Source organism: Paracoccus kondratievae (genome assembly GCF_009301415.1).
GTDB classification, from domain to species: Bacteria; Pseudomonadota; Alphaproteobacteria; order Rhodobacterales; family Rhodobacteraceae; genus Paracoccus; species Paracoccus kondratievae.
Genome location: NZ_CP045072.1, coordinates 2099310 through 2112283, shown reverse-complemented (window position 1 = coordinate 2112283; position 12974 = coordinate 2099310). Strand labels below are relative to the sequence as shown.

10 protein-coding genes are annotated in these 12974 nt (G+C 64.1%); 2 read left to right on the top strand and 8 right to left on the bottom strand.

Annotated features, from left to right (window positions below; translation table 11 throughout):
* Positions 1–86: 86 nt before the first annotated feature.
* The 5 genes from F8A10_RS10570 to F8A10_RS10550 form a co-directional block, all read right to left on the bottom strand.
* The gene (locus F8A10_RS10570) at positions 87–1220 is read right to left on the bottom strand and encodes a serine hydrolase domain-containing protein (RefSeq protein WP_085502037.1); all 1134 of its coding nucleotides are present in this window, start codon (positions 1218–1220) and stop codon (positions 87–89) included.
* Positions 1217–2182 carry an esterase-like activity of phytase family protein gene (locus F8A10_RS10565; protein ID WP_152367257.1) on the bottom strand — a complete coding sequence of 322 codons (966 nt, stop codon included), beginning with the start codon at positions 2180–2182 and terminating at the stop codon, positions 1217–1219. Before F8A10_RS10565 ends, F8A10_RS10570 begins: the two co-directional genes overlap by 4 nt.
* A complete protein-coding gene (gene mepA, locus F8A10_RS10560; protein ID WP_010391793.1) occupies positions 2155–3027 on the bottom strand; it encodes a penicillin-insensitive murein endopeptidase in 873 nt (290 codons plus the stop codon). The genes F8A10_RS10565 and mepA overlap by 28 nt, the downstream gene beginning before the upstream one ends.
* The gene (locus F8A10_RS10555) at positions 3024–4382 is read right to left on the bottom strand and encodes an MFS transporter (RefSeq protein WP_264675549.1); all 1359 of its coding nucleotides are present in this window, start codon (positions 4380–4382) and stop codon (positions 3024–3026) included. Before F8A10_RS10555 ends, mepA begins: the two co-directional genes overlap by 4 nt.
* A 64-nt stretch (positions 4383–4446) precedes the next feature.
* Positions 4447–5019: an acyl-CoA thioesterase gene (locus F8A10_RS10550; protein ID WP_010391790.1), complete on the bottom strand. Its 573-nt coding sequence runs from the start codon at positions 5017–5019 to the stop codon at positions 4447–4449.
* Between the two features lie 141 nt (positions 5020–5160).
* Between F8A10_RS10550 and F8A10_RS10545 the strand changes: the two genes are divergently transcribed.
* Together F8A10_RS10545 and recQ are read left to right on the top strand one after the other, a co-directional pair.
* A complete protein-coding gene (locus tag F8A10_RS10545) occupies positions 5161–5454 on the top strand; it encodes a YggT family protein (protein ID WP_010391789.1) in 294 nt (97 codons plus the stop codon).
* A 3-nt stretch (positions 5455–5457) separates the two neighbouring features.
* The gene (gene recQ / locus F8A10_RS10540) at positions 5458–7494 is read left to right on the top strand and encodes a DNA helicase RecQ (RefSeq protein ID WP_152367255.1); all 2037 of its coding nucleotides are present in this window, start codon (positions 5458–5460) and stop codon (positions 7492–7494) included.
* A gap of 69 nt (positions 7495–7563) precedes the next feature.
* Here recQ and F8A10_RS10535 read toward each other — a convergent pair whose 3' ends face one another.
* Genes F8A10_RS10535 through F8A10_RS10525 form a run of 3 tightly spaced genes read right to left on the bottom strand, consistent with a single transcriptional unit; the run spans position 7564 to position 12823 of the window.
* On the bottom strand, positions 7564–10659 hold the full coding sequence (locus tag F8A10_RS10535; protein ID WP_152367254.1) for an efflux RND transporter permease subunit: 3096 nt from the start codon (positions 10657–10659) through the stop codon (positions 7564–7566).
* Positions 10656–11762, bottom strand: coding sequence for an efflux RND transporter periplasmic adaptor subunit (locus F8A10_RS10530; RefSeq protein ID WP_152367253.1), 1107 nt, complete (start codon positions 11760–11762; stop codon positions 10656–10658). The genes F8A10_RS10535 and F8A10_RS10530 overlap by 4 nt, the downstream gene beginning before the upstream one ends.
* On the bottom strand, positions 11759–12823 hold the full coding sequence (locus F8A10_RS10525) for an efflux RND transporter periplasmic adaptor subunit (RefSeq protein ID WP_152367252.1): 1065 nt from the start codon (positions 12821–12823) through the stop codon (positions 11759–11761). Before F8A10_RS10525 ends, F8A10_RS10530 begins: the two co-directional genes overlap by 4 nt.
* Positions 12824–12974 lie beyond the last annotated feature (151 nt).

Below are 12974 nucleotides of genomic sequence, written 5' to 3'. Positions count from 1 at the left end.
TTTTGGCAAGGTAGCGGAGACTCGGCCCCGACCGGGGCAAGGCCGGATACGGCCCTGCGGGGATCGTGTCAACGATGTCGCAGGAATTATAGCGCGGCAGCGGCGGCGATTTCCACTGCGAAGGCGCCGTTCATACCTTCAAGCGCGGTATTCGTCATCGCGATCACGCAGCGGCGGTTGAGAGGGTCGATGATCCAGTTGTGGCCATAGATCCCACCCCAGCTGAGGCAACCTTGCGGCAGGCCGATCCCCGCTGCCGCCGCATCGGTGATCACAGCGCCAGCCCAGGCGTGGCCCCAGCCCGGGCCGCGCAGCGGGTGGCGCTGGTGGATACGGTTGCGATGCGCCTCGGTCCGCAGATCCTGACCAAGGAACGAACCCGTGCGCAGGGTTTCAAGCAAGGTCAGTGCAGCCTCAGCCGTGCCGGCCATGCCGCCTCCGCCCGAAGGATATGCCTGTGGATCGCGGATACGCTCGGGCAGATAGGAATAGCTGTGTTCGGGTTGCAGCGGATTGGGGATGCGGGTCAGACCCTGCATCCGTACTGGTTCGGGCCGGGCAGCGGCGTAGTTTGCGGCCAGCTCAACTGCCTCGGGGGCGTGGAAAGCGGCCTCGACGCCCAGGGGTTCGGTAACCAGCCGGGCCATGGCATCGGGCAGGGGCATGTCGGCCGCCGCCTCGATCACCGCACCCAGCACATCGGTTGCGATCGAATAGCGCCAGCGCGTGCCCGGCAGCCGGTCGAGCGGGACCGAGGTGATACGGCGCAGGTTCTCGGCCATAGAGATTCCACTGTCAGAGATCCCGTCCGACACCCCGGCCTGTGCATAGGGTCCGTCCTTGGGCTGGTTAAAGCCGTAATCAAGCCCGGCCAGATGCGACATCAGGTGATCGACAGTGATCAGCGGCTGGCGCCCGTCGGGCATCGCTGGGGTAAAACCCGGCAGCCAGCGCGTCACCGGATCATCGGGCGCAAGCCGTCCCTCTTGCATCAGCCGCAGCGCCGCGACGGTGGTGAAGGGTTTCGAGATCGAGGCATAGCGCAGCCAGGTCGATTGCTGCATCGGCTGGCCCGCTTCGCGGTCGGCAAGCCCGGCAGCACGGGCATGAGCCAGCCGCCCGTCTTCGGCCACCAGCACGACACAGCCGACGATGCGACGCCCGGCCAGCGCGCTGTCGATGGCGCGATCCACGGCGGTGACGCAATCGGCAATGCTCATTCCGTGACCCGATACTCGACCAGCTCGGTTCGTTGCAGCCAGCCGAAATTATCGTCTGAGATCATGGTGATACGGATACCCTGTCCGTCATGCCAGACCGAGATACCCTCAAGGTTGTCATATTGCAGCGGCCGGGTCTCAAGCAGCACCCTTTCGTTCGAGATGGCGTTTTCGCCAAGATCAAAGCGGCGCACGCGCGAGCGAAAGCCAAGAAGACCTTTGAAGTCCCGTTCCAGCAGATAGAACCGCCCGTCGGGCCCGATATCTGCGCTGACAGCCAGCCAGTCGCCCGTGCGTGGGATCGAGAAGGGCTGGTCCCATTTCCCATTCCTCCAGCGCCAGACCGGAAACGGCCGGGTCAGCACGCCAGAGCGTTCGGGCAGGGTCAGCAGGGTTCCGTCAGGCAGGACCGCCAGCGCCTCAAGCGACGAGTTGCGCTGCATTTCCTTGAACTCGGGCGGACGGGGCAGGGGCTGGGCGGGGCTGTCGGGGGTGTCATAGCGGGCAACGCGCGTCAGCCCTTCAAAGCTGACCCAGATCGTGCCGTCAACTGAGATGGCAAGCCCCTCGCTGTCGCCCTGCCAGCCGGGTTTCAGCGGCTTGCCGCTGCTGTCACGCAGACGTGCCCGACCAGCCAGATCCAGTCCGCGAATCCGGCCCTGAGTGTCACGCTCTATGCTGCCCCAGCGGATGGTGGCGCGGTCGGACAGTGCGGTGAAGCGTTCGCCATCGGCGCTGATTTCGATGCCCGAGAAGCCGCCGAAATCCTCATCCTCCATCCGCCAGACATAGGTTGCGACGTAATCGACCTTGGGCGTTCCCGAAGGTGTCGGGTCCGCGGCGCAGGCTGCAGAGGCAGAAAGCAACAGTGCCAGCGCAAGCCCCGGCAGGCGGCGGGGCCGCCCTGCCGCGCCGCCTGCCGGACCACCGCGCCTTAGCGGGCGGTGGCGACGACCTGACATTGACGGGGCATTTCGCTAAGCCGGTAGCTGCGGGGGTGACGATAATTGGGGTCGGGCGGAACCGGCTTGACCCGGCTGGGGTCGATGCGGTCCTTGATCCACTCTGCGGCCTCGGCGCAACCGTCGCCGGGCGGGGGCGGGTCCTGCTGCTGACAGACCGAGCCTGCCGGGCAGGACAGGCGCACGTGGAAGTGGTAATCATGCCCTCCCAACGGACGGATCTTGCGCAGATAGCTGCGGTCCCCGGTTTCGGTCTGGCACATTGCAACCTTGGCGACCGGATCGACAAAGATACGTTCGACGCGCGGATCGCGGGCAGCGGCGCGGATGATCGCCATATGGCTGCCACTCCACAGTGCCGAGGGCGCGGTCCCGGCCTTGTTCACCACCGATTGGGACGAAATCTTTTCGCGCTGCGCGACGGTCAGCTTCAGGCTTTGGGGCGGCAGCATCCAGATGTCGGCGTCAAGGCCGGACTGGTGGCTGGCATGGCCCGAGGTCATTGGTCCACCACGGGCCTGTCCCATGTCGCCGATGTAAAGCCCCTGCCAGCCGGCCTGGCGGGCGGCTTGCGACAGGCCAATCAGAAAGCTGACCAGCTCGGGATGGCCCCAGTGGCGGTTGCGCGACAGGCGCATCGCCTGCCATGTCGGACCGGTTTCCGGCAGCTGCGCGGCGCCCGAAATACAGCCCTTGGAATAGAAACCAATCGAGACGGGCTTGCCCCCGGTCGGGCCGGGCGCGGCGCCAAAGACACTGCGGGCCAGCGGGTCGGCTGCCGCGGGCTGGACCAGGCCAAACCCGGTCAGCGCCAGCACGGCGGCGGTCAGGAATTTACGGATCACTGCGCGGCCTCTCCTTTTGCTTTGACCCAGATTAGCAGAACCAGCGCCAGAATGAACATCACGATGAGCGGAGAGATGCCCAGCCGTTGGTTTCCGGTCACATCGGTCACCGTGGCGATCAGCAGCGGCGCCAGGAATGCCGTCGCCTTGCCCGACAGCGCGTACAGCCCAAAGGCCTCGGTCGCACGCTCGGGCGTGGTGTGGCGCACCATCATTGTCCGGCTGGCCGATTGCAGCGCCCCGCCTGCGCCGCCGATCAGCGCACCGCAAAGGAAAAACAGCGCATCGGGCAGGTGCGAGCCCTCGGGCAGGGGCAGGCCCATGATCTGCTGGCGGCTCATGCCAGTGATGAGGATGCAGACCCCGATCAGGACCAGCGTACAGATGATGATCACCGGCTTGGGACCCCAGCGCCGGTCCGCGCGTCCTCCGATCCAGCTGATCACTGCGGCCGAGACCGCGCTGACCACGCCAAAGACACCGGCAAGAAACACCGGCCAGCCCAGCACCGTACCGGCATAGACGCCACCAAAGGCGTAAAGCGCATTCAGCGCATCGCGTGAGAACATGGACGAGGCAAGCCATGCCGCCAGCGACCTGCGCCACCGCAGGCTGGCAAGCAGGCGCCAAAGCTCGGTCATGGCGGTGCCAAGCTGCAGCTTTCGGCGCGGTCCCGGGGTCTCGGGCACCCAGAGGGCAAAGGGGATCATGAAGGCCAGGTACCACAGCGCCGTGAACGGCCCGACCGCCCGCGTGCCCTCGCGCAGCGCCGGATCAAGGCCCAGCACCGGTGCGATCCCCAGCATGGTGCGGCCGGTCTGGGCGTTCTCGGCCAGAAAAAGCAGCACCACAGCCAAAGAGATCACGCCGCCAAGATAACCGAAAGCAAAGCCTGAACCCGAGACGCGGCCGATATCGTCATGCGGGGCCAGCCCCGGCAGCAGGGCGTTGGTAAAGATGGTGGCGAACTCCATCCCGATCAGGCCGATCCCAAAGGACAGGACCGCCAGATGCAGGTGCGGCTGGTCGGGCATCAGGAACCACAGGCTCCATGAACCCGCTATATAGAATGCCGAAAAGATCCACACCCAGATCAGGCGCCGTCCGGTATTGTCGGCGATGGCGCCAAGCACTGGTGCAAGAACGGCGATGATGATGCCGCAGATGCCAAGCCCGTAACCCCAGAGCGACTGCGCCGCCGCCCCCGCCGCCTCGGGGGTCATGCCTTGTGCGGTGTAATGCTGGCGGGCGATCTCGGCGTAATAGACCGGAAAAATGAAGGTCATCAGCAGCGTTGAAAACGGCTGGCTGGCCCAGTCAAAGAACCACCAGCCCCAGATGCGTCTGCGCTCCATGCCGCCCCCCTTGCTCATGGGTGGCCTGTGCCGCGCCGCCCGGGCGCATAAGGCCCCAGCCGGTTCAGGCTGGCAAGTCCGGATTACGCGCGGCCTCGGGGATCGGAGGCAGGATCGGGGGCCATGGCCGCTGCGCATCCGCCGCAATCCAGGCGTGTACCCAATCCGGCAGTTCGGGGCTGACGGGGTCGCGGCCCGCAGCCTCCATCAGCTTTGCCGGCGACACGATGCCCTGAGGCGAGGTGATGGCGCCGCGCAAAAGCATGTGGTTGCAGCATTCGCCCTGCCGCCACATCGTCTGTTCCATATAAAGAAAGCGCGCGTCCCAGCCGATCGTGCGTGAAACCATGGTAAAGCGGTCGAATGCCCGGATACGGCGGCGATAACGGACCGAGTTTCCGGCGACGGTGATCCCCCAGCCATTGCGGCGCATCGTGTCGATTATGCCGGTACGGATCGCCATCGGAATGCGGCCCAGATCGTAAAGCGTCAGGGTGCGGCCGTTGTTCAGCTCGATCCACGGGTCCAGATCCCAGGGCCAGCAGCGATGGGTCGAGACATGCGGGTCCAGCACCCCGATACGGGGGCTGTTGCGGAACTTCAGCGCCTCTTTGGCAAAGCGGAGGATGGGATACATGGGCGTCTTTCTTGCCTTGCGACAGCCCGGGGCTAGCCGTGCCGCCCGGGGGCGTCAACCGGAACGCTGCGGCCATGCTTGCGCCTTGCGCAACGCGGATGCCTGCCTTACCTGTCCGGGGAACAGCCGGAAGGGGATGAAATGGGCACGCTCTACGAAGCCTTGATGCTGATACTCGACGTCGTCTGGTTCGTGATGATCGTCCACATCATCATGTCCTGGCTTATCAACTTTCAGGTGCTGAACCTGCGCCAGCCGCTGGTCTGGCAGATCTGGAGCGGCCTCAACCGCCTGCTTGAGCCGATCTATGGACCGGTGCGCGCGATCCTACCGAACACGGGCGGGCTGGATCTTGCGCCACTGGTGGTCTTTATCGCCATCATCATCCTGCAACGCGCTCTCGCCAACAACGCTGGCTGGTTCTACGGGTTCTAGGCCATGTCGGCTGCGCCCCTGCTGCGTCAGGTCTTCGGCTTCGATTCCTTTCGGCCGGGGCAGGAAGAGATCGTCAATGCCGTGGCCTCGGGCCGCGATGTACTGGCCATCATGCCGACCGGAGGTGGCAAGTCGCTGTGCTATCAGCTTCCGGCGCTGATGCGCGACGGGCTGACGGTGGTGATTTCACCCCTGATTGCGCTGATGCGTGACCAGGTGCGCGCGCTGACCGAGGCGGGGGTTGCTGCTGCTGCGCTGACCAGCGGCAATTCCGACGAAGAGAATTCCGAGGTTCTGCGTGCCATGGCCGCGCGTGAATTGCGGCTGCTTTACATGGCGCCCGAACGGCTGGCCTCGGGCGCGACGGTGCCGATGCTGCGCCGCGCAGGTGTACAGGCCATCGCGGTGGATGAGGCGCATTGTGTCAGCCAGTGGGGCCATGATTTCCGCCCCGATTATCTGCGCGTGGGCGAGCTGCGCCGCGTGCTTTCGGTGCCTTTGGCCGCCTTTACCGCCACTGCCGATGCAGAAACCCGGGACGAAATCGTCCAGCGCCTCTTTGACGGTGCGCAGCCCCAGACCTTTCTGCGCGGCTTTGACCGGCCAAATATTCATCTGGCCTTTCAGCCCAAGGACGGGCCGCGCCGCCAGATCCTTGATTTTGCCGCCGCGCGGCGGGGACAGTCCGGCATCATCTATTGCGGCACCCGCGCCAAGACCGAGACACTTGCTGCCGCGCTGAACCAGTCGGGGCTTGCCGCCACCGCCTATCACGGCGGGATGGAGGCCGATGCCCGCCGCGAGGTCGAGGCGCGTTTCCAGCGCGAGGACGGGCTGATCGTCGTCGCCACCGTGGCCTTTGGCATGGGCATCGACAAACCGGATATCCGCTGGGTTGCCCATGCCGATCTGCCCAAGTCGATCGAGGCCTATTATCAAGAGATCGGCCGCGGTGGCCGTGACGGCGCCCCCGCAGAAACGCTGACGCTTTACGGTCCCGACGATATCCGTCTGCGCCGCGGCCAGATCGACGAAAGTCTGGCCCCGCCCGAGCGTAAGGCGGCCGACCATGCGCGGCTGAATGCGCTTTTAGGTCTGGCCGAGGCGACGGGCTGCCGCCGCATCGCCCTTTTGCGCTATTTCGGCGAAAAGGCTGTCGCGCCTTGCGGTAATTGCGATATTTGCGACGATCCGCCCGAATGTTTCGACGCGACCGAGGCCGCGCAAAAAGTGCTGTCGGCCATTCTGCGCACCGGTCAGACCTATGGTTCGGGTCATATCATCGACGTGCTGACCGGGACCATGACCGAACGGGTGCAGGCCCGCGGCCATGACCATTTGCCGACCTTTGGTGTCGGGCGCGACCTGTCAAAGCCGCAATGGCAGGCGGTGATCCGTCAGATGCTGGGTCTTGATCTGATCCGGCCCGACTCTGAACGCCATGGCGGCCTTGCCATCACCCTTGCTGCTCATCCGGTGCTGCGCGGAGAAGAGCGTATCACGCTTCGCCGCGACACTATGGCCCGCGCCCGCCCGGCAGTCGTGGTGCGCAGCCAGGTTGACCCCGAGGATGAGCCGCTGTTTTCGGCGCTCAAGGCCAAGCGTCGGGCGCTGGCCGAGGCGGCGCGTGTCCCCGCCTATGTCATCTTTCCCGACCGCACCCTGCAAGAAATGGCGCGCCTGCGCCCCGGCACGCTGGATGAGATGGCGCGGGTGAACGGCGTTGGCGCGAAAAAGCTGGAAAGCTATGGCGAGGAATTCTTGCAGGTCATTGCCAAGGATGTGCCGCCAATGCATCCCGCGCGCCGCGCGCTGGCCGGGCGTCCCTCGGGCCAGCTTTTTGATCGGCTGGCCCAGGCGCAGGTCCGGCTGATGCGGGGTGTGGACGGAACGGAAAAGCCGCTTTCGGTCGGAAATTCTGCCTTGCGCCGCATTGCCGAAGACCGGCCGCGCGACCTGTCGCGCTATCTGGATCCGGCGCGGCTGGATCGTTTCGGCGCTGCATTTGCCGCCGAGATCGCCGGCGACCCCGAGTGCTGATCACCGGCCTTGCGACGGGGTTTTCCCTTTCAGCCCGGCCCTGCTGATCGCTTGTGCGACTTCCTGCCGCTATTTATGCGCGGCGGCTCGGGCACGATCCCCGGCACTGGGCATCGGGTCACCATTGGGCGGGCGGACGCCAAAGACCGCGCAGTAAAGCGCCGGGACAAAGATCAGCGTCACCAGCGTCCCGGCGATGATACCGCCCATCATGGCAAAGGCCATCGGCCCCCAGAACACCTGACGCGAGATCGGGATCAGCGCCAGACTGGCCGCCGCCGCTGTCAGCAGAATTGGCCGGGCCCGGCTGTCCGAGGCCTCAAAGACCGCGTCCCATTTGGCGTGTCCCTTGGCAATCAGCTCCTGGATTTCATGGACAAGGATGACCGAGTTGCGGATCAGAATGCCGATCAGTGCCAGAATGCCCAGAATCGCAACAAAGCCCATCGGCACGCCAAAGGGCAACAGGGTTGCAACCACCCCGATCAACCCCAGCGGAGCGGCGGCAAACACGATCAGCGACAGCCGGAAGCTTTGCATCTGCACCATGACCAAGGTCGCCATCACCAGCAGCATGATTGGCACCACGGCTGCGATCGGTTCCTGGCTTTCGGCCGAGGTTTCGACCGTGCCGCCGACCACGACTTTGACGCCGGGGGGCAAGCTGGCCTGAAAGTGCGCGACTTTGTCGGCCATCGCCTCGACCAATGTCGCGGGCTGGTCTTTGCTGGCGATATCGGCCTTGACCGTCACTGTCGGCAGGCCGTCACGCTGCATGACCAGTGGCTGTTCGGTGGCATATTCCAGTTTGGCCAGAGAAACGAGCGGGATCGGCGTCCCTGTCGGTGTCGCAAGCTGCAGGTTCTGGATCGACTCCAGCGACTCGCGATCCGCCAGCGCGCCACGTGCGGTGACGTTGATCAGAAAGATTCCGTCGCGCAGCTGGGTGATCGTGCGGCCGTTAAAGGTCCCCGACAGCGCCCCCGCGATATCTTCATTGGTCAGGCCAAGGCGGCGCGCCTGATCCTGATTGACCCGCAGCCGTACCACCCGCGCCGGCTCATTCCAGTCAAGGGTGATGTCGCGCAGACGCGGTTCGGTCGCCAGAACCGCCGCCAGCTCGCGCGCTGCGTCGCGGGCCTGATCGAGGTCCGGGGACGAGACACGGTATTGCACCGGCTTGCCGACCGGCGGGCCGATCTCAAGGTTTTTGACATAAACATCGGTGCCGATCAGCTCGCGGCCCGCGAATTCGACCAGCCGCGCCTTTAGCCGGTCGCGTGCCGCCAGATCCGGGGTCTGGATCACGATCTGGCCCATATAGGGACCGGGCGTCGGCACATCCATCGACAGAACGAAACGCGGTGCGCCACGACCGACATAGGTCGTCCAGAACAGGGCGTCTGACTCATCAGACAGCATCGCCTCGATTTTGGCCATGTCCTCATCGGTTTTCGCGATCGAGGCATTAGCACGTTCGGTCACGTCGACGATGATCTCAGTCCTGTCCGAGGTCGGGAAAAACTGCTGTTCGACAAAGCCCATCCCCACGACCGAGGCTGTAAAGACCCCAAAGGTGATGGCGATGGTCAGCCATTTATAGCGCATCCCCCGGATCAGCAGCGCATGAAACTGACGACGAAGCCAGCTTGGCTGTCCGGAATGATGGGCCATGGCTGCGGGTAGCATCGTTACGCCCAGCAAAGGCGCAAACAACACCGCGACGATCCAGCTGATGATCAGCGAAACGGCGATCACCACGAAAAGCGAAAAGGTGAACTCGCCCGCTGCCGAGCTATTCAGTCCGATAGGGATAAAGCCCGCCACCGTGACCAGCGTGCCGGTCAGCATCGGAAAGGCGATCGAACTCCACGCATAGCTGGCGGCGCGGCCGAGGCTGTCGCCCACCTCAAGCCGCGAGATCATCGTTTCGATGGCGATCATCGCATCATCCACCAAAAGCCCCAGTGCGATGATCAGCGCACCCAGCGAGATACGCTGCAAGGTGATGCCGTAGATGTCCAGGATGACAAAGGTGATCGCCAGCACCAGCGGTATGGTCAGCGTCACCACGAAACCCGCGCGCAGACCAAGGCTGATAAAGCTGACCAACAGGACGATTGCCACCGCCTCGGCCAGTGCCTGAACGAAATGGCCGACGGCCTCGTCCACGACATGGGGTTGGTCGGCGAACTTGGCCATCTCGATTCCGATGGGCAGGTTGCGCGCGACCTCGTTCATCAGCCCGTCGACCTGCCGCCCGAATTCAAGAATATTGCCGCCGTCGCGCATGCCGATCTGCAGGCCGATAGCCGGCTTGCCATTATAGCGGAAAAGCGCGCTCGGGGGGTCCTCGTAACCGCGCTGGACCGTGGCGACATCGCCGATGTTAAAGAAACGGTCGCCGACCCGCAGGTTCACCGCAGCGATCGATCCGGCATCGTCGAACTGCCCGTCGATGCGCACCAGCACCTGTTCCGGTCCAGCCTGCACGATACCCGAGGGCGAGATTGCGTTCTGCACCGCCAGCGTCTGGACCACCTGATTGTGGTTCAGCCCGAGGGCCGCCAGCCGTGCCGACGAAAACTCCAGATAGATCTGCTCCTTGCGCACACCCAAAAGTGCTGTCTTGCCGGCCATGGGCAGGGCCTGAACCTGTTTGCGGATATCCTCGACCCGGTCGCGCAGTTCGCGTTGGGTAAAGCCGTCTGTGGTAAAGGCGTAGATATTGCCGAAAACGTCGCCGAAATCGTCATTGAACTGGAAGCCCTGAAATTCCTTTGGAAAATCAGGCCGGATATCCGACATCATATTGCGAACACGTTTCCAGACCTCGGGGACCTCGGGGCCTCGGATCGTGGGGTCAAGCTCAAGATAGATCACCGACTGTCCGGGCATGGTGACCGAGTGGGTGAATTTCAGTTCATCAAGCTCTTCAAGCTTGGTCTCGATCCGCGTCGTGACCTGATTAAGCGTGTCCTCAATAGTCGCCCCGGGCAAAGAGGCGCTGATCACCATGACCTTGATGGTGAAATTCGGGTCCTCTTCGCGGCCAAGGCGCAGATAGCTCAGCGTTCCTGCCACCATCGAGATGATCAGCAGGAACCACACCAGCGAACGGTGATGCAGGGCCCAGTCGGAAAGGTTGAAGCGACGTTCTGTCATGGTGTCACGCTGCGGCCTACGGCCTGACCTTCGCTAAGGGATCGGATGCCGCGGATCACGACCTCTTCGCCCGGGGAAAGACCCGAGGCTACGGTGACATACCCGTTAAGCGGTGGGCCGACGGTCTTAATAGTGCGCAGCGAGACGGTGCCTTCCCCGGTATTATTCTGACGGGTGACGACCCAGACATGGCTGGCACCGTCCCGCTCCAGGATGGCCGTTTCGGGCAGGACAAGTCGCGAGGTACCCGCCCCGGCAGGACGCGCGCGGACCAAAGCGCCCAACCGCAGATCCGCATCCTCTTGCAGCTCCAGATGGATGCGCCGGGTCCGGGTTACAGCATCCGCGACCGGCTCAATCTGCTCGACCGTGGCGGTCAGGATGCGATCGGGTTCGCGTTCCGACCAGACCTCATAAGGATCGCCGGTCCGGATCCCGGAAAGAACGGCATCGGGCAGATCGATCATCGCCTCGATCCCGTCCTGCGTGGAAAGCCGCACCACAGGTTCACCCGCACTGACGACTGCGCCGGCATTGGCGAACACCTCACTGATCACCCCGTCGAAGGGCGCGCGCATCACGGTAAACCCTTCGGCATCGCGAGCCCGGATCAGCTCTGAACGTGTCTGTTGCCGGGCCGCCTGGGCCGTGGCAAGTGCACGCTCGGCCTGTTCAAGCTGCGCGGCCGTGGCGACATTGCGTTGCGCCAGCGCCCGTGTCCGCTCGGCTGTGGCCAAGGCGGTGCTCAACTCGACCTCGGCGGCTTCGGCGGCGGCTTCGGCGGCCCGGACATCCCCCTGAAGGTCGTCAGGATCAAGCGTGGCCAGCACTTGCCCCTGCTTAACAATATCGCCGATATCAACATTGCGCGCCGTCACCCGGCCAAGCGTCTGAAAGCCCAGCATCACCTCGATCCGGGCGGTGATGACCCCGGGGACCGAATGGCCGGAGCCTTCGTCATCGCTGACAAGAATGCTTGCCACCGGGCGGGGCGCAGTATCGGGCTGGAGTTGCGTTTTCTGCCAGGGCAGGGAAAAAGCGGCCACTTCTCCGGCCAGTACGGCAAATGCCAAAAGCATCGGGATCAGGGTTCTTGGCATCATTCCGACTGCTCCGTAACAGATGCATCGGCGACCTCTCGCCCGGGATAGAGGATTTGCGAGCCGGCACCGACCACGGTCTGTCCCGGCTCGACCCCGCCGCTGAGGATGATGATACCATTAGCGAAACGCTCGATTTGAACCGGGGTCAAAGAGACCCGATTATCATCGCCCACCAGCCATACTGCGGGGCTGCCATCGGCAGCGGTCAGAGCGGTCCAGGGCACGGCAATGCCGGTGCCAGCCGGATAGTGCACTGCGCCCCGAACTGCAGCGCCCAGCAGCGCGACATTGGCCGGTGCATCATCGATTTCGGCCCGCACGGTGACTGAGCCGGTGGTCGGATCGACCAGCGGAGCAATTTCGCTGACCTTTGCCGTCATGCGCAGGTCAGGAAGGTCGATGCCATACAGGGTGACAGGTGCGCCGATCGCATCGCGCAGCAAGGGGGTATCAGGTGCCTGAAATACGGCCTCTCTGCCGGTTTCGGAAGCCAGTGAGATCACCGGCTGGGCCGTTCCGGCGATCTGTCCCGGTTCGGCCTGTCGCGCGGTCACGATGGCATCGGCCGGGGCATATATCACCGTATCCTCAAGCGCGCGTTTAGCCTGACCAAGAGCGGCGCGGGCCTGCTCCAGCCCGCCGCTTGCTGCTGACAGGGCCTGACTGGCCGCATCACGTCCGGCAAGTGTGCCGACCCCGCGGCTGAGCATCGCCTCGGCCCTTTCCAGCGCCTGGCGGGCCTGCGCCTCGGTTGCCTCGGCAGAAGCTACGGCCGCCTGTGCGACGCGCAGTGCCTGTTCCTGTTGCAAGGGGTCGGTTCGCGCGAGCGCCTGTCCCTTGATGACATGGTCGCCTTCATGCACCAGCACCTCGGTCACGCGCCCGCCCAGCCTGAAGCCAATATCGACGCTGTCGCTTGCGTGGATGGTGCCAGTGAGGGCTGCGTCAAAGGTCAGTTCGGTTCGTTCAACCTGAACGAATTCGACCCGCAGTGGCGCCTGGGCCCAGCCCGGCCCGGCGAGAAGCAGCAGCGCAAAGATCGGTATGGCCCGGTTCGGCATGACTGTCCCGTCGCTAGTTTCTGAATTGGTGCCTAAAACCTGAGGTGGTGAAAAGCCCCAGAATGAAATGACCTTACGGAGAAGCAGCCATAGCGTAGTCCTGATTGGTTAGGTTGATCCGCAATTGCGCTCTCCCGACGATAATCGCTGC